Below are 16,305 nucleotides of genomic sequence, written 5' to 3' on the forward strand. Positions count from 1 at the left end.
ATAAGAGACAGGCCCTCCCCCGCACGCGGGAGAGGGTCCGCACCGTGCCCGGTCGAAGCAGCAGGCTTTCAAACCAGGGCTCCACCCGCCCGGTGCGCTTTCTTGGCGCTTGGCGCCGGCCGTTCCGCGTGGTCATCTCCCGCGACCATGGCAGGCCGCAGCGGCCGGCTGGATCACGCAGGCGGGACTTCAGGATGCCAGGTGGAGGACGAAGAAGGTGAGTGACGCCTTCCTCAAGGACGCGTTCGTCTATCTCCTCGCCGCCGGAATCCTTGTTCCGCTGTTTCACCGCGCCCGAATCGGTGCCGTGGTGGGCTTCATCGCCGCCGGCGCGCTCATCGGGCCCCACGGCCTCGGCCGGCTGGCCGACAGCCTGCCCCTGGTGCGCTTCATCACCATTTCCAGCCCCGAGCGCGCCGCCCCGTTCGGAGAGCTGGGGGTGGTGTTCCTCCTGTTCCTGCTGGGGCTTGAATTCTCGGCCCCGCGCCTGTGGAAGCTGCGGCGCGAGGTGTTCGGCGTCGGCGCTCTCCAGGTGCTGTTCTGCGGCGTCCCGCTGGCGCTGGGGCTGGCGCTGGTGGGGTCGCCGGGACCGGAGGTGGCGCTGGTGCTGGGCTTCGCGCTGGCCTTGTCGTCCACGGCCCTGGTCAGCCAGCTGCTCATCGATCAGCACCGCTCCCTCGCGCCGCTGGGCCAACTGGTCATCGCCGTGCTGCTGTTCCAGGACCTGATGGTGGTGCCCATCCTGCTCGCGGCCGAGCTTTTGGGCGGGCCGGCGACCGATGTCCTGACCCTCGCGGCCGGGGCGCTGGCCAAGGCAACGGGCGCAGTGGCACTCATCCTGGTGGCCGGGCGGTTCGTGCTGGCGCCGCTGGTGGCGGTGGCCGCCTCCACCCGCTCGCGGGAGCTGATCATGGCCATCACCCTGGTGGTGGTGGTGGGCTCGGCGGCGGTGACCCATGCCGCCGGGCTGTCCAGCGCGCTCGGCGCCTTCCTCGCCGGCATGGCGCTGTCGGAAACCGCCTATCGGCACCAGATCGAGGTGGACCTGGAGCCGTTCAAGGGCCTGCTGGTGGGCGTATTCTTCGTCACCGTGGGCATGAGCCTTGATTTCGGATCGGTGCTGCCGCGCGCCCTGTGGGTGGTGGCGGGCGTCGCCGGGCTGATCGCGGTGAAGGCCGCGTGCACCTATGGGGCGGCCCGACTGCTGCGCGTGAGCCCGCCCGCCGCCGCCGAGGCCGCGCTGCTGCTCTCGCAGACCGGCGAGTTCGCCTTCGTGGTGCTGGGTCTCCTCGCCGCCAAGGGGGTGCTGGGCGCGCAGAATGCCGCCACCCTCGTCGGCGTGGTGAGCCTCAGCCTTGCGGCGACGCCGGTGCTCGCCCGCATCGCGGCGCGGCTCGGGCGCACGCTGGACGCCCGGCTGCACGACGGCCTCGCGCCGATGGCCAGCACGGCGGCCAACCATGTGATCATCGGCGGCTTCGGCCGCGTGGGCCACACCATCGCCGACGCGCTGGACGAGGAAGGCGTGCCCTATGTGGCGGTGGATGCCGACCCCCGGCGCGTGGCGGAGGCGCGGGCGGCGGGACGCCCGGTGTACTTCGGCGATGCCGGGCGGGCGGAAATCCTCGACCGGCTGGGGGCGGAGCGCGCGCTTGCCTTCGTGGCCACCCTCGACGCACCCAACGCCGCCGAACGCATGGTGGCGGCGGTGCGCCAGCACTGGCCCGGCACGGCGGTGATCGCCCGCGCCAAGGATGCCGAGCATGCCCGCCGCCTCGCCGCCCTCGGGGTGGCCGGCGTCATTCCCGAGGCGGCGGAAGCCAGCCTCCAGCTCATGGCCCAGCTGCTGTCTGCCCTCGGGCTTCCCGACGAGGCCGTGGCCGACCGCACCGACCGGACGCGGGCGCGCATCCGTGACGACATCGAGCGGCGCGCCGGCGCGGAAGGGACCTGAGCGCATGGGGGAGCACAAGCCGCGCCTGCGCACGCTGCGCCGCCGCGTCTTCGACATTCTGGAGCGGGACCTGCCCGGCGATCACTTCGCCGATGCCCTCCACTATTTTCTCATCGTCACCGTGCTGCTCTCGGTTGGCGGAGCCGTGCTTGCCACCGTGCCGTCCCTGCAGTTGCGGGACACATGGTGGTTCCACTGGGGCGAGTTCACCGCCCTGGTGATCTTCAGCGTGGAATACGGCATGCGCCTGTGGGTGGCTCCGGAACACCCGCTGCTGCGGCAGCGCCCGCCCCTCGTGGCGCGGGCGCGCTATGCGGTGACGGTTCCGGCGCTGATCGATCTTGCCGCCATCCTGCCGTGGCTCGTCTCCTTCACCACCGATCTCGACGTGCACGCGCTGCTGGTGCTCCGGCTGGTGCGTTTCCTCAAGCTCGCGCGCTATTCCTCGGGCTTCAACGCGCTCTATCTGGCGGTGCGGCGCGAGCGCTATGCGCTGTTGTCCTGCCTCATCATCCTGTGCGCGGGCGTGCTGATGGCGGCCACCGCCATGTATCTCATCGAGCGCGACGTGCAGCCGGACAAGTTCGGCTCCATCCCGGAAGCCATGTGGTGGGCCATCACCACCCTCACCACCGTGGGCTATGGCGACGTGGTGCCGGTGACCAACCTGGGGCGCGTGGTCGGCGCCCTCACCATGGTGTCGGGCCTGATGATGCTGGCGCTGCCCATCGCCATCATCGCCAGCTCGTTCTCCGAGGTGATCTCCAAGCACAATTTCGTGGTCACCTTCTCCATGATCTCGCGGCTGCCGCCGTTCTCGGACCTGGAGGCGCCGGTGCTGGGGGACATCCTGCCCCTGCTCAATTCCCGCAGCTTCGACCGGGGCCACCACGTGGTGCGCCGGGGCGAGAGCGCCGCCCACCTGTTCGTGGTGCTGCAGGGCCATCTGGAGATGGAGGGCGAGGAGGGCATGCGCCGGATCGGCCCCGGCGATGTGTTCGGCCTCCTGCCCGGCCACACCAAGGCGAGCCCGCTGCCGGTGCGCGCGGTGGCCAAGACCAAGATCCTCGCCATTGAGGAGAACGAGCTTCACATGCTGGCGCTGCGCCATCCCGCGGTGATGGGACGGCTCGCCGCCGCCGCCCGGGACCGGGACCCGGAGGCGTGAGGGCCTGTGCCAGCGGCGCGGGCCCGCGCAGCGGTCAAAGCGCCAAACCGTCGGGCGGTGTCCCTGTTTGAAAGTCCGTGGCTTCGACTGGGAACAGTAGGAACCCTCTCCCGCTTGCGGGGGGGGGCAGGCGCTCTCCGCATTCCTGCCGCCGGTGGTCTTCCCTGCCGCCTCTGCCCCCTCCCCAGCTCTCCCCCGCACGCGGGAGAGGGCTGGGGCCGTTCCTTTCAAACTAAAAAGCGATCGCCCGTCAGCCCTGCCCGCAAAAAGAAAGGGGCCGCACTGCGGCCCCTTCCGGAACAGTCGATCAGGGGCGATGCCGCCCCCTCCCTTACCTCAGGCCGCCATGGCCTTGGTGAGGTTCTCGGAGATCTTGTCGAGGAAGCCGGTGGTGGAGAGCCACTTCTGGTCGGCGCCGACGAGGAGCGCGAGGTCCTTCGTCATGTAGCCGGATTCCACCGTGTCCACGCACACCTTTTCGAGGGTCGCGGAGAACTTGGCCAGGTCCTCGTTGCCGTCGAGCTTGGCGCGGTGGGTGAGGCCGCGGGTCCAGGCGAAGATGGAGGCGATGGAGTTGGTGGAGGTCTCCTTGCCCTTCTGGTGCTCGCGATAGTGGCGGGTGACGGTGCCGTGGGCGGCCTCGGCCTCCACGGTCAGGCCGTCCGGCGTCATCAGCACGGAGGTCATGAGGCCGAGCGAGCCGAAGCCCTGGGCCACGATGTCGGACTGCACGTCGCCGTCATAGTTCTTGCAGGCCCACACATAGCCGCCCGACCACTTGAGGGCCGAGGCCACCATGTCGTCGATCAGGCGGTGCTCGTAGGTGATGCCGCGCTTGGCGAACTCGTCCTTGAACTCGGCGTCGAACACTTCCTGGAAGATGTCCTTGAAGCGCCCGTCATAGGCCTTCAGGATGGTGTTCTTGGTGGAGAGATAGACCGGATAGTTCCGGATCAGGCCGTAGTTGAGCGAGGCGCGGGCGAATTCGCGGATCGACTCATCCAGATTGTACATGGCCATGGCCACGCCGGCGCCCGGGAACTTGTAGACTTCCTTCTCGATCTTGGTGCCGTCCTCGCCCACGAAGGAGATGGTCAGCGTGCCCTTGCCCGGCACCTTGAAATCGGTGGCGCGATACTGGTCGCCGAAGGCATGGCGGCCCACCACGATGGGCTGGGTCCAGCCCGGCACCAGGCGCGGCACGTTCTTGCAGATGATGGGCTCGCGGAAGATCACGCCGCCGAGGATGTTGCGGATGGTGCCGTTGGGCGACTTCCACATCTCCTTGAGCTTGAATTCCTCGACGCGGGCCTCGTCCGGGGTGATGGTGGCGCACTTCACGCCCACGCCATGCTTCTTGATGGCATTGGCCGCGTCGACCGTGACCTTGTCGCTGGTGGCGTCCCGGTTCTCGACCGAAAGATCATAATATTCCAGGTCGATGTCGAGATAGGGGTGGATCAGCTTGTCCTTGATGTACTGCCAGATGATCCGGGTCATCTCGTCGCCGTCGAGCTCGACGACCGGATTTGCCACCTTGATCTTCGCCATGGGACGGCCTTTCAGGACTGCTCTGTGAGCCAAAAGGGAAAGCAGAGAAGGGGCCGCCGACGCTCGCGTGCCGGCAATCCTTCAGCGTCGCCGCTATAGCACTGGCGTGGCGTAGTGCAACAGCCGCAAACCCCGGCTTTGGTGTGAGATGATTTCCCACGCCGCGCCAATACCTCCCGAGCTTACCCCTCGACCTTACCCCTCGACTTGGCCGCCCGCCCTGTGCAAAACAGCGCGAAACGGGAGACGACATGCCAGGTGCCGGTACCGACAGCACGAAGCCTTGGGTGGGCGGCGGGCCAGTAGTGATCCTGGTGGAGCCGCAGCTGGGCCAGAATATCGGCTCGGCCGCGCGGGCCATGGGCAATTTCGGCCTCTCGCGCCTGCGCATCGTGAACCCGCGCGAGGGCTGGCCCAGCGAGCAAGCCCGCATCTTCTGCGCCGGGGCCGACCGCATCCTCGCCGACGCCGTGCTCTATCCCGACCTGCGCTCGGCCCTTGGCGGGGTCAATTATGCCTTCGCCGCCACCGCGCGGGAGCGTGGCATGGCCAAGCCCGTGCTCGGCGCCGACGCGGTGGCGCAGGAAGCCCGCTCCCGCCTTGCCGGCGGTGAGGACGTGGCCCTTGTGTTCGGCCGCGAGCGCACCGGCCTCTATACGGAGGAGGTGTCGCTCTGCGACGCCATCCTCACCCTGCCGGTCAATCCCGCCTTCGCTTCGCTCAACCTTGCCATGTGCGTGGCGGTGACCGGCTACGAGTGGTTCAAGGCGGAAACCGGAGGCGCCCTGCCCTTCGCCCCGCCGGATCGCTCGCCGCTGGCGGACAAGGGCGACCTCCTCGCCTTCTTCGATCACCTCGAGGGGGCGCTGGAGCAATCGGGCTTCTTCCGCTCGCCGGAAAAGGCGCCCTCCACCATCCGCAACCTGCGCAACATCTTCCATCGCATCGGCCTGACGCGGCAGGATCTGGCCACCCTGCACGGCGCCATCACCGCGCTGGAGGAAGGCCGCGCCGGACGGGACGCGCGCAAGACCATCCGCATTGCCGAGGCCGCCATCCACAAGACGCGCAAAACGGCGGAACGCAAGACGCCGCCCGCAAGCGTGACGCCGCCGGTGCCGCCCGAGGCCGAGCACGAGGGCGACTGATACCGTCGGCTTCGGTCTTCGACCGATGCCAAGTGGGTTACGCTCAAGTGCCGCACGGGCTTGACCAATGGCCCATGAGCCAAGCTCACGGGCCATTGGTGTGACCCCTCAGGCGCCGCGCCGTTCGCCCAGAATGGCGCCCAGGAAGGCGCCGGCCTCGGCCAGCGCCCGACGCCCGTCGGCAAGGCGGTGGTACCAGATGGGCCAGGCGTGGATCATGTGCGGATAGATGGAGAGCCGCACCTCCCCATCGCAGGCGCCGAGCCGGCCGGCGATGCGCACCGCGTCGTCCAGCAGGGTTTCCGCCGATCCCACCTGGATGAGAATGGACGGCAGACCCGACAGGTCGGCCTGAAGCGGGCTGACCAGGGGATCCGTCCGGCTCCCGCCCCCCGCAAGGTAGGCCTCAGCCAGCATTTCGAGGTAGGCCCGATGGATGAGCGGGTCCACCGCATCCTTCGTGTCGATGCTGGCGCCGGTCATGTCGAGATCGACCCAGGGCGAGACCAGCCAGCCGCACGCCGGCAGGTCCATGCCCTTCGCCCGAAGCCTCTGGAACAGGGCCAGCGTCAGCCCACCCCCCGCGCTGTCGCCGCCCACCGCGATGCTGCGGGGTCCATAGCCCTGCGCCAGCAGGAAGCCATAGGCCGCCTCGGCATCGTCCAGCGCGGCGGGAAAGGGATGCTCGGGCGCCAGCCGGTAGGCGATGGCGAGGGTGCGGATGCCGGCCGCCCGCCCCGCCCCCGTCACCATGGTGCGATGGCTCTTCAGCGAGCCGGAGGAATAGCCGCCGCCATGCAGGAACAGCAGCACCCGCGTCTGGTCGGAGCCCGGCGCCAGCGACCACTCGCCGGGCACGCCGCCCGCGTCCACGGTTGTGACGACGATATCGGGATCGATGGGGTCGATGGCGGTGACCTGTTCCATGCGCTCGCGCCGCTCGGCCAGGGTCTGCGGCCGGGGGCTCGCCGCGAGGACCGCACGCAGCGCATCGATGTCGGAAATTCCCATCGGCCGTCTCCCACCTTCGTTGGCCGCCCATCCTGGGCGTTTCTCCATGGCGAGCAAGGGGTGGCGAGGGATCAGCCGGGAGGGTGGCAGGGGCGTCGTCCACAGGGCGGAAGGCTTGCGGGCATTTTTTCCCGTCCAGCCCTTTCAATCGGGAACGGGGGTTGCTACATACGCCTCGTCGACGGGCGGTTCGCCGGCTCGACATTTGACGCGGGGTGGAGCAGCCCGGTAGCTCGTCAGGCTCATAACCTGAAGGTCGTAGGTTCAAATCCTACCCCCGCAACCAAAACGATCCTTGAAAACCAAGGATTTCAAAAGGGTCGCCGCAAGGCGGCCCTTTTGCTTTTGGCGCGATACGTTGCTCCACCGCGGACGTGCGGGACATTCGCCGGCCGTGTGTAGCGGGCGGGGTTCATCCGACGTTGATCAACAACACCGAGACCCTCGCCAACGCACCGCGCATCCTGAAGACCCGCGCCGACTGGTACCGCGCGCTCGGCATCGGCGAAGCGGCGGGCACCCAGCTGTTCTCCCTGTCGGGCGACCTGCTCAATCCCGGCCTCTACGAGCTGCCCATGGGCACGAGGCTTGAGGAGCTGGTCTTCGTCCACGGCGGGGGCATGCTCGATGGCCGTGCCTTCAAGGCGGTGTTCGCCGGCGGGCCGTCCAGCACGCGGCTCACCGCGCGCATGCCCGTCATGTGTCGATCATCGTCCCCATGCCCCTGCGACCTGCGATGATCGACGCTAAATTGGTCTGACCACTTCTGCCGTTGACTTATGCCGCATTTGCTCTATCTGACGAAAATAGTAAGCCACCGCGCAGAGTTCACCTAAATTGGTCAGACCAATTGATGCGGTAAGCGCGCGACAAGATGGCACCCGAAGTGCCAATTCTACCGGCCGGGAGGGGCGGGTGCGAAAGCTGGCGGACGAAATCGAGGCGTTGATCGCCGAGGGTGGGCTCGAGGCCGGCGCGCGCCTGCCGTCGGAACGCCAGCTCGCGGCGGATTTCGGCGTGTCGCGCTCCCGGCTGCGCGAGGCCATCCAGCAGCTCGCCAGTCGCGGCATCCTCACCGCGCGCCAGGGCGGCGGCACCTTCGTGGCCGCCCCGTTCGCCGCACCCTTGGCCACCGCCCCCTTGGCCGCCCCTTCGGCCGCATCGTCCCTGGACAAGGCCCTCTTCCCGCTCTCCTCGCTCGCCCGCATGGAGCCGGGCTACTGGCAGGATGTCATGGAGATCCGCAAGTCGCTGGACGGTGACACCGCCTATTGCGCTGCCCTGCGCGCCGGCGACGAGGACAGGGCGCGGCTGACGGCCGCCTTCGAGCGCATCCGCAAGGCCGAGGGCGCGGACGCGGCGACCCAGGCCCGGGCCGACGCCGCCTTCCACATGGCGGTGGCTGAGGCCTCCCACAATGCGGTACTGCGCCAGGTGATGGCCGGCCTGTTCGACCTGTTGCAGCACTCCATTTCCGCCAGCCTTGAAAAGCTTTACCGCCTGCCGCGCACAGCCCACGCGCTGGAAGACCAGCACCGCCTGATCTTCGAGGCCATCGTGGAGGGCCGCGCCGACGACGCGCGCGACGCCGCCCGCCGGCATCTGGATTTCGTGGAGGACAGCCTGCGGCTCATCGAAGACGCCGCAGCGCGCGAGCGACGCTCGGTGCGTGCCCTTTCCCGGGCAGCGATACAGAAGGAAGCAAGATCATGATCATCTCGTCGTCCTCGGATTATCGCGAAGCCGCCCGGCGCCGCCTCCCGCCCTTCCTGTTCCACTACATCGACGGCGGCGCCTATGCCGAGGCGACCCTGCGCCGGAACGTGGAGGACCTTTCCGACCTCGCCCTGCGTCAGCGCGTGCTGAAGAGCGTGGGCGAGGTGGACCTCTCCACCACCCTGTTCGATCAGCCCCTCGCCATGCCCGTGGGCCTCGCGCCCGTGGGCCTCACCGGCATGTTCGCCCGCCGCGGCGAGGTGCAGGCGGCGCAGGCGGCCACCAAGAAGGGCATTCCCTTCACCCTCTCCACGGTCTCGGTCTGCCCCATCGAGGAAGTGCAGAGCCAGGTCGCCAAGCCCATCTGGTTCCAGCTCTACGTGCTGAAGGACCGCGGCTTCATGCAGAATGCGCTGGAGCGCGCCTGGGCGGCGGGCATCCGCACCCTGGTCTTCACCGTCGACATGCCGGTGCCCGGCGCGCGCTATCGCGATGCCCATTCGGGCATGTCGGGGCCCAACGCCGCATTCCGGCGCATGGTGCAGGCGGCCCTGCACCCGTTCTGGGCCTATGACGTGGGCCTCATGGGCACCCCGCACGATCTCGGCAATGTCTCCGCCTATCGCAAGGAGAAGACCAGTCTCGAGGATTACGTGGGCTGGCTCGGCGCCAATTTCGATCCGTCCATCGGCTGGAAGGACCTGGAATGGATCCGGGAGTTCTGGAAGGGTCCCATGATCATCAAGGGCATCCTTGATCCGGAAGATGCCCGCGACGCCGTGCGCTTCGGCGCCGACGGCATCATCGTGTCGAACCACGGCGGGCGCCAGCTCGACGGCGTGCTGTCTTCCGCCCGCGCCTTGCCGGCCATCGCCGATGCGGTGAAGGGCGAGATGACGCTTCTAGCCGATTCCGGCATCCGCTCGGGGCTCGACGTGGTGCGCATGCTGGCGCAGGGCGCCGACGGCGTGCTGCTCGGCCGCGCCTTCGTCTATGCGCTGGCGGTGGCCGGCGGCGCAGGGGTGGAGAACCTGCTCGACATCATCGCCAAGGAGATGCGGGTGGCCATGACCCTCACCGGCGCCCGCGCCATCGGCGACATCTCCCGCGACAGCCTGGTGCGGGAGATCGAGCGGCCGCTGGCCCGCGCGGCGCAGTGACGCCTTATGCCTGAAAGGCGTCCGGCGAGAGCAGCCGGACGCCCGCGGCCTCAGGCCACGAGGAAAGAGAGCCGCGCGTCGGCGCGCCCGGGTGCGATCTCGATAATGTCGGCCCGCACCACCTCCTCGGCCACGAACGGATCGTCCTGGATCCGCCGCTCCAGTTCGGCCCGCGAGGTGTTGTGGGCAACGAGGGCTCCGCCGGCGGCAGGCTTCAGGCTGCCCGCGAGGAGGAAGACGCCCTCCTCGAAACCGCGCCTTATCCAGTCGTTGTGGCCCTGCATCAGTTCGCTGGCGCGGGACTTGTTGGTGCCAAAGGTCAACGTGACGACGAACATGCCGCTATCTCCTCACATCGCATACTGAGCCAGAGGTTCATCTCCCCTACCTCCCGCCGCAGGAAGGCTTCGTCCTTGAGTGCGTTCGCGAGCGTCGCGACGCCCTGGCTGCGCGCGAGGAGATGGAGTGCGAGTGCATTGGCGTCGTCGGTGCAGCCGAGCGCCACGAACTGCCGAGCGAGCCAATCCTGAAACAGGAGGAAGAGCGCGCGCGCAGCACCGAGTGCAGGATGGTCGAGTTTGGCGAGCTCGTTGCAAAGCGTGCCGACCGGGCAGCCATGGGCCTGGATCTTCACCCGGTTCATGATGAGTATGTCAATGAAACTGCGGATGCGATCCGCCGGTGCGGTGCTGTCGGCAACCCAAGCATCGAGCATACGGCCGGTGTTCTCGAGGCGGACCGCGATGACAGCGTCGAGGATCTCGTCCTTGGTCTTGAAATAATAATAGAAATTGCCACGCGAGATCTGCACCGCCCCGGCGATGTCTGCAAATGACGTGTGTTCGTAGCCCTGCTCGTAGAACAGCTGGTCGGCCGCCGCCACGATCTCGGCGCGCGTGCTCCCACCCGCCATGCCCCTGCCCTCGCTGTACCGGACACCGCCTGAACGACGGCAGTGATTTGGACATACGTCCTACATACGGATAGGACGCATGTCCAAATTCGTCAATCCGTCGCCGAGTGCCTCTGCCTAGAGCGCGCAAACGAAAATGCCCGGCGCGAGGCCGGGCATTTCAAACCGTCACAAGCGGATAGGGCGAGCGCTCAAATCCCCAGCTTCGCCTTCAGGATATCGTTGAGGGCCTGCGGGTTGGCCTTGCCGCCGGAGGCCTTCATGGCCTGGCCCACGAACCAGCCCAGCATGGTGGGCTTGGCCAGGACCTGGGCCACCTTGTCCGGGTTCCTGGCGATGATCTCGTCCACCACCTGCTCGATGGCGCCGAGGTCGGTCACCTGCTTCATGCCGCGGGCCTCGACGACCACGCGCGGGTCGCCGCCCTCGGTGAAGACGATCTCGAACAGGTCCTTGGCGATCTTGGAGGAGATGGTGCCCTCCGCGATCAGGTCGAGGATGGCGCCGATCTGGTGCGGGCTGACCGGGGAGGAGGTGACATCCTTCCCCTCCTTGTTGAGGCGGCCGAACAGCTCGTTGATGACGAAGTTCGCCGCCGCCTTGCCGTCGCGCTTGACGCCGCCGCCTTCCGCCACCGCCTCGAAATAGGCGGCGGTCTCGCGCTCGGCCACCAGCACGCCCGCATCATAAGGGCTGAGGCCGTAGGTGGCGATGAAGCGGGCCTTCTTCTCGTCCGGCAGCTCGGGCAGGCGGGACTTCAGCTCCTCCACCCATTCCGGCTTCAGCACCAGCGGCAGCAGGTCCGGATCAGGGAAATAGCGGTAGTCGTGCGCCTCTTCCTTCGAGCGCATGGAGCGCGTCTCGCCCTTGGTGGGGTCGAACAGGCGCGTCTCCTGGGAGATGGAGCCACCGTCCTCCAGGATCTCGATCTGCCGGCGGGCCTCGGTCTCGATGGCCTGGCCGATGAAGCGGATGGAATTGACGTTCTTGATCTCGCAGCGGGTGCCGAAGGGCGCGCCCGGCCGGCGCACGGAGACGTTCACGTCCGCCCGCAGGTTGCCCTTCTCCATGTCACCGTCGCAGGTGCCCAGATAGCGCAGGATGGTGCGCAGCTTGGTCACATAGGCCTTCGCCTCCTCCGCCGAGCGCAGGTCGGGACGGGAGACGATCTCCATCAGCGCCACGCCGGAGCGGTTGAGGTCCACGAACGACTGGGTGGGCGACAGGTCATGGATGGACTTGCCGGCGTCCTGCTCCAGATGCAGGCGCTCGATGCCCACGGGGATGCTCTCGCCGTCGGGCAGGTCCACGATCACCTCGCCCTCGCCCACCACGGGCTGCAGGTACTGGCTGATCTGGTAGCCCTGCGGCAGGTCCGGATAGAAATAATTCTTCCGGTCGAACACCGAGGTGAGGTTGATCTGCGCCTTCAGGCCGAGGCCGGTGCGCACCGCCTGGGCCACGCACTCCTGGTTGATGACCGGCAGCATGCCGGGCATGGCCGCATCCACCAGCGACACATGGTCATTGGGCGGCCCGCCGAAGGCGGTGGAGGCGCCGGAGAACAGCTTGGCGTTGGAGGCCACCTGGGCATGCACCTCCAGGCCGATCACCACCTCCCAGTCGCCGGTGGCGCCGGAAATGAGCTTCTTTGGTTCGGTAGGGCGAACATGTACGGTCATGAAAGGTCCCGGGACTAGCCGCCGCGTCGGCGCGCAGGCGAGAAGCGTTTCTCTTAACTCACTACTCCCCAACGGGGAGCGCGCGCAACGCCAGAGCACGCGCCGCTCAGATTGCACCGCAATCTGGTCGGATAACGCGTTCTCTTTCCTTAAGTCCGGAGCGCGCTCTTGGCCGTGCTTTGCCGCCTCGCCTCGCCGCGCGGCCGGTGCTATAGCAGGCGCAAACGAGAACCCTCATCTCACTCCCATTCATGACCGTGTCAACATCCGGCGTTCCGTCGCCCTCCCCCTCCGCGCCGAAGGGCCTGCGGCTCGCCGCCGTCGCCATCGTCCGCGACGAGGCGGACGTGATCGAGGCGTTCGTGCGGCACAATCTCGCGGTGGTCGACCACCTCTTCATCGAGGACGACCACAGCCGGGACGGCACCCGCGCCATCCTCGACGCCCTCACAGCCGAGGGGCTGGCGGTGAGCGTGTTCGACGGCCCGCAGGAAGCCGCCTATTTCCAGGCCGCGCGCACCAAGGGCCTGCTGCAACGCGCCTATGCCGTGGAGCGGTGGGATTTCGCCTTCCTGCTGGATGGCGACGAATTCCTCGCGACGGCGGACCGGGCCACCCTCGAAGCGGAGCTGGCCAGCCTGCCCGAGTCCCAGGCCGGCGGCCTGCGCATGTGGAACTACCTGCCCCGCCCGCTGGACCAGATCCCCGATCCCTTCAGCTTCTTCTCCGATCGCACCCAGAAGCTCACCGGCTTCAGCGCCAAGGTGATGCTGCCGGCAAGCGTCGCCGCGAATGAAGAGCTGAAGATCGAAGATGGCAACCACGCTGCCTTCTGCTTCCGGCGCAAGGTGGTGGTGCACCAATTGCAGTCGGTCGCCCTCGCCCATTTCCCGGTGCGCAGCCACGACCAGATCGTCTCAAAAACGCTGGTGGCCTATTGCCGCTGGCGGACCCGGCCGGACTACGATCCCGCCACCACCTCGCTCGGCCCCATGGGCGCCATGGCCCTGCTGCGGTCAAGCCCCGGCCTGCGGCTCGACAGCCTGGAGGCCATCACCGCCTGCTACATGGGCGCGACCGGCCCGGAGGATACGGTGCAGCGCCCGTTCGAGCGGCTGGGCGCGCCACGGCGCTACGATGCCCTCGCCGCCATCCGGCCCTATGACAAGGCGGCCTCGGCGGTCGACACCATCATCGCCGCCCTGAGCCGTCTTGAGGCCGGTGGCGCGGCCTCCCGGCAGGCGGCGGAGAGCGGCCTTGCCAAGTTCCTGTCGAAGTCCCTGGTGGGGCGCTGGCGAGCGCTGCGCGGCGGCCACACCACCCTCAAGGCCGAATGGGACGGCACCGTCCGCCGCCTGAGCCGCTCCATCAGGAAGCGGCTGGGTTAAGCACCCGCACCGAAGTGCGGGCGCCGATCGCGTCCGGCTGACCTCAGCCGCGCCACCACTGCTTGTCCACCGGGAAGCGGCCGGCCGCCTCCTCGATGACCTCGGCGAGGGAGAACAGGGTCTCCTCCTCGAACGGGCGGCCGATGAGCTGGAGGCCGAGCGGCAGCCCGTCCGCCGAAAGGCCGGCGGGGACGGCGATGCCGGGCAGGCCCGCCATGTTCACCGTCACGGTGAAGACGTCGTTGAGATACATCTCCACCGGGTCGGCCTTCAGCTTCTCGCCGATGCCGAAGGCCGGCGACGGCGTCGCCGGCGTCAGCACCGCATCCACGCCCTGGGCGAACACCTGGTCAAAGTCGCGCTTGATCAGGCTGCGTACCTTCTGCGCCCGCAGGTAATAGGCGTCGTAATAGCCGGCTGAGAGCACGTAGGTGCCGATCATGATGCGGCGGCGCACCTCCGGGCCGAAGCCGGCGGCGCGGGTGTTCTCGTACATCTCCACCACGTCGCGGCCCGGAACGCGCTCGCCATAGCGCACGCCGTCATAGCGGGCGAGGTTGGAGGAGGCTTCCGCCGGCGCCACGATGTAATAGGCCGGCAGTGCGTACCGCGTATGGGGCAGCGAGATGTCCACGATCTCCGCCCCCGCGTCCTTCAGGAAGCGGGCGCCCTCGCGCCAGAGGACATCGATCTCGTCGGCCATGCCGTCCATGCGGTATTCGCGCGGAATGCCGATCTTCTTGCCCCTGATGGAGGCGCCCACCGCCGCCTCATAGTCCGGCACCGGCCGGTCGACGCAGGTGGAATCCTTGGGGTCGTAGCCCGCCATGGACTTCAGCAGCACCGCCGCGTCGTTCACCGTGCGGGCGAACGGGCCGGCCTGGTCGAGGGAGGAGGCGAAGGCCACGATGCCCCAGCGCGAGCAGCGCCCATAGGTGGGCTTGATGCCCACGGTGCCGGTGAACGCCGCCGGCTGGCGGATGGAGCCGCCGGTGTCGGTGCCGGTCGCCCCGGCGCACAGGAAGGCCGCCACCGCCGCCGCCGAGCCGCCGGAGGAGCCGCCGGGCACCAGGGGAGTCTCATCCCCGTCGCGCCGCCAGGGCGAGACGACCGGGCCGAACGCCGAGGTCTCGTTGGACGAGCCCATGGCGAACTCGTCATTGTTGAGCTTGCCCAGCAGCACCGCCCCGTCCCGCCACAGGTGGGAGGTGACGGTGGATTCATACTGCGGGATGAAATTGTCGAGGATCTTCGCGCAGGCCGTGGTGCGCACGCCCTCGGTTGCGAACATGTCCTTGATGCCGAGGGGAATGCCCTCCAGCGGCCCGGTCTCGCCGGCAGCGATGCGCCGGTCGCTTTCCTTGGCCATCTCAAGGGCGATGTCGGGCGTCTCCAGCACATAGGCGTTGAGGGGACGGGCCTGCTCCATGGCCTTCAGATAGGCCTGCGTCAGCTCGACGGAGGTGAACTCGCCCTGGGCGAGGCCTTCGCGGGCCTGGGTGAGGGTGAGCTGTGTGAGCTTGGTCATTCCACCACCTTCGGCACGGTAAAGAAGCCGCCCTCGGCATCGGGGGCATTGGCGAGCACCTTTTCGGGGCAGTGGCCGTCGGTGACCACATCCTCGCGCATGGGCAGTTCCACGGGCACCACGCTGGTCAAAGGCTCGACGCCGGACACGTCGAGATCGGCCAGTTGCTCGACGAATTCGAGGATGGCGTTAAGCTCACTCTGAAGATGGCCGAGTTCGTCCTCGCGCACCGAGATGCGCGCAAGATGGGCCACCCGGCGGACGGTCGCCTGATCGACGGACATGATACGCTCCCAAAAGCTGCCCGCCGCTATAGCAAGGGGTATGCCGCGGTGGAAGGGTTTGCGGCGGAAGGGGGGCGGGACACGGATGGTGCGCACTGCCGCAGGCGCACGGATTTTCGCATCAAATGATGCTATGATTGATGTTCAAGCAGCCTGCGGGAGCGCCTTTGCCATGCGGACCACCCTCGCCATCGACGACGATCTCCTCGCGAAGGCCCAGGCGCTGACAGGCATGACGGAAAAATCCGCATTGATCCGGGAAGCCCTGCAGGCACTCATCGCCCGCGAAAGCGCGCGGCGCCTGGCTCGGCTCGGCGGCAGCGAGCCGCAGCTCGAGCCGGTGCGCCGTCGCCGGCCCGGCGAGGCATGATTCTCGTCGATACGTCGATCTGGATCGACCATTTCCGCGCCGGTGAAACGCGCCTCGCGGAACGGCTCGAAGCCGGAGAGATTCTCACCCATCCCTTCGTCATCGGCGAACTGGCCCTCGGTAACATCCGCAACCGGGAAATCCTGTTGGGTGCCCTCGCGGACCTGCCGAGCGCCATCGTGGCGAACGACGCGGAGGTGCTCGGCCTGATCGATGCCGCGAGCCTCCACGGTCGCGGCATCGGCCTTGTGGATGCCCACCTCATCGCCTCTGCGCGCCTGACGCCCCACACGCGCCTTTGGACCAGGGACCGCCGGCTTGGCGTCGTCGCGGCCGAGTTGGGCCTCGACATTTCCCCTTGAAACGGCAAGCGGGCGGCATTCACCCCTGCCCCAAAATGCTTTAGCCATACGCAATGACGCACCCCACCTC

At 68.0% G+C, this 16,305-nt stretch carries 16 protein-coding genes and 1 tRNA gene; 10 read left to right on the forward strand and 7 right to left on the reverse strand.

Features of this window, described 5'->3' with window-relative positions; all coding sequences use genetic code 11:
* The first annotated feature begins 217 nt into the window (after positions 1-217).
* Both K9U41_RS16430 and K9U41_RS16435 read left to right on the forward strand, forming a co-directional pair.
* A complete protein-coding gene (locus tag K9U41_RS16430) occupies positions 218-1,954 on the forward strand; it encodes a cation:proton antiporter (protein ID WP_282641939.1) in 1,737 nt (578 codons plus the stop codon).
* Between the two features lie 4 nt (positions 1,955-1,958).
* Positions 1,959-3,122 carry a cyclic nucleotide-gated ion channel gene (locus K9U41_RS16435; RefSeq protein ID WP_282641940.1) on the forward strand — a complete coding sequence of 388 codons (1,164 nt, stop codon included), beginning with the start codon at positions 1,959-1,961 and terminating at the stop codon, positions 3,120-3,122.
* 336 nt (positions 3,123-3,458) lie between these two features.
* On the opposite strand, the gene K9U41_RS16440 is transcribed toward K9U41_RS16435, so the two are convergent.
* The gene (locus tag K9U41_RS16440) at positions 3,459-4,673 is read right to left on the reverse strand and encodes an NADP-dependent isocitrate dehydrogenase (RefSeq protein ID WP_282641942.1); all 1,215 of its coding nucleotides are present in this window, start codon (positions 4,671-4,673) and stop codon (positions 3,459-3,461) included.
* Positions 4,674-4,924: 251 nt separating this feature from the next.
* Here K9U41_RS16440 and K9U41_RS16445 point away from each other — a divergent pair, with 251 nt between their 5' ends.
* A complete protein-coding gene (locus tag K9U41_RS16445) occupies positions 4,925-5,821 on the forward strand; it encodes an RNA methyltransferase (RefSeq protein ID WP_282641943.1) in 897 nt (298 codons plus the stop codon).
* 108 nt (positions 5,822-5,929) lie between these two features.
* On the opposite strand, the gene K9U41_RS16450 is transcribed toward K9U41_RS16445, so the two are convergent.
* Positions 5,930-6,832 (reverse strand): alpha/beta hydrolase, encoded by a 903-nt coding sequence (locus tag K9U41_RS16450; RefSeq protein ID WP_282641944.1) that lies wholly within the window; start codon positions 6,830-6,832, stop codon positions 5,930-5,932.
* Positions 6,833-7,041: 209 nt separating this feature from the next.
* Between K9U41_RS16450 and K9U41_RS16455 the strand changes: the two genes are divergently transcribed.
* The 4 genes from K9U41_RS16455 (at position 7,042) to lldD (ending at position 9,708) form a co-directional block, all read left to right on the forward strand.
* Positions 7,042-7,118: transfer RNA gene (locus tag K9U41_RS16455), tRNA-Met, on the forward strand.
* Positions 7,119-7,254: 136 nt separating this feature from the next.
* Positions 7,255-7,572, forward strand: a complete 318-nt coding sequence (locus K9U41_RS16460; RefSeq protein WP_282641945.1) for an SLBB domain-containing protein — start codon at positions 7,255-7,257, stop codon at positions 7,570-7,572.
* Positions 7,573-7,747: 175 nt separating this feature from the next.
* Positions 7,748-8,545, forward strand: coding sequence for an FCD domain-containing protein (locus tag K9U41_RS16465; protein WP_282641946.1), 798 nt, complete (start codon positions 7,748-7,750; stop codon positions 8,543-8,545).
* Positions 8,542-9,708 (forward strand): FMN-dependent L-lactate dehydrogenase LldD, encoded by a 1,167-nt coding sequence (gene lldD / locus K9U41_RS16470; protein WP_282641947.1) that lies wholly within the window; start codon positions 8,542-8,544, stop codon positions 9,706-9,708. The genes K9U41_RS16465 and lldD overlap by 4 nt, the downstream gene beginning before the upstream one ends.
* A gap of 50 nt (positions 9,709-9,758) precedes the next feature.
* On the opposite strand, the gene K9U41_RS16475 is transcribed toward lldD, so the two are convergent.
* The 3 genes from K9U41_RS16475 to gatB form a co-directional block, all read right to left on the reverse strand.
* The gene (locus K9U41_RS16475) at positions 9,759-10,046 is read right to left on the reverse strand and encodes a YciI family protein (protein ID WP_282641949.1); all 288 of its coding nucleotides are present in this window, start codon (positions 10,044-10,046) and stop codon (positions 9,759-9,761) included.
* Entirely contained in the window at positions 10,028-10,621 is a 594-nt protein-coding gene (locus K9U41_RS16480; protein ID WP_282641950.1) for a TetR/AcrR family transcriptional regulator, read from the reverse strand. The genes K9U41_RS16475 and K9U41_RS16480 overlap by 19 nt, the downstream gene beginning before the upstream one ends.
* 191 nt (positions 10,622-10,812) lie before the next feature.
* Positions 10,813-12,303 (reverse strand): Asp-tRNA(Asn)/Glu-tRNA(Gln) amidotransferase subunit GatB, encoded by a 1,491-nt coding sequence (gene gatB, locus K9U41_RS16485; protein ID WP_282641952.1) that lies wholly within the window; start codon positions 12,301-12,303, stop codon positions 10,813-10,815.
* A 251-nt stretch (positions 12,304-12,554) separates the two neighbouring features.
* On the opposite strand from gatB, the gene K9U41_RS16490 reads away from it, so the two are divergent.
* Complete coding sequence (locus K9U41_RS16490) at positions 12,555-13,691, forward strand: glycosyltransferase family 2 protein (protein ID WP_282641953.1); 1,137 nt, start codon at positions 12,555-12,557, stop codon at positions 13,689-13,691.
* 43 nt (positions 13,692-13,734) lie between these two features.
* Here the strand turns inward: K9U41_RS16490 and gatA are convergent, their stop codons facing one another.
* Positions 13,735-15,219: an Asp-tRNA(Asn)/Glu-tRNA(Gln) amidotransferase subunit GatA gene (gene gatA, locus K9U41_RS16495; protein WP_282641954.1), complete on the reverse strand. Its 1,485-nt coding sequence runs from the start codon at positions 15,217-15,219 to the stop codon at positions 13,735-13,737.
* A complete protein-coding gene (gene gatC / locus K9U41_RS16500; RefSeq protein ID WP_282641955.1) occupies positions 15,216-15,503 on the reverse strand; it encodes an Asp-tRNA(Asn)/Glu-tRNA(Gln) amidotransferase subunit GatC in 288 nt (95 codons plus the stop codon). The genes gatA and gatC overlap by 4 nt, the downstream gene beginning before the upstream one ends.
* A 172-nt stretch (positions 15,504-15,675) precedes the next feature.
* Between gatC and K9U41_RS16505 the strand changes: the two genes are divergently transcribed.
* Together K9U41_RS16505 and K9U41_RS16510 are read left to right on the forward strand one after the other, a co-directional pair.
* Positions 15,676-15,873 carry a type II toxin-antitoxin system VapB family antitoxin gene (locus tag K9U41_RS16505; protein ID WP_282641956.1) on the forward strand — a complete coding sequence of 66 codons (198 nt, stop codon included), beginning with the start codon at positions 15,676-15,678 and terminating at the stop codon, positions 15,871-15,873.
* Positions 15,870-16,235, forward strand: a complete 366-nt coding sequence (locus tag K9U41_RS16510) for a type II toxin-antitoxin system VapC family toxin (protein ID WP_282641958.1) — start codon at positions 15,870-15,872, stop codon at positions 16,233-16,235. The genes K9U41_RS16505 and K9U41_RS16510 overlap by 4 nt, the downstream gene beginning before the upstream one ends.
* Positions 16,236-16,305: the final 70 nt, after the last annotated feature.

The organism is Xanthobacter autotrophicus (genome assembly GCF_029991245.1).
In the GTDB taxonomy this organism is placed as follows: Bacteria; Pseudomonadota; Alphaproteobacteria; order Rhizobiales; family Xanthobacteraceae; genus Xanthobacter; species Xanthobacter autotrophicus_C.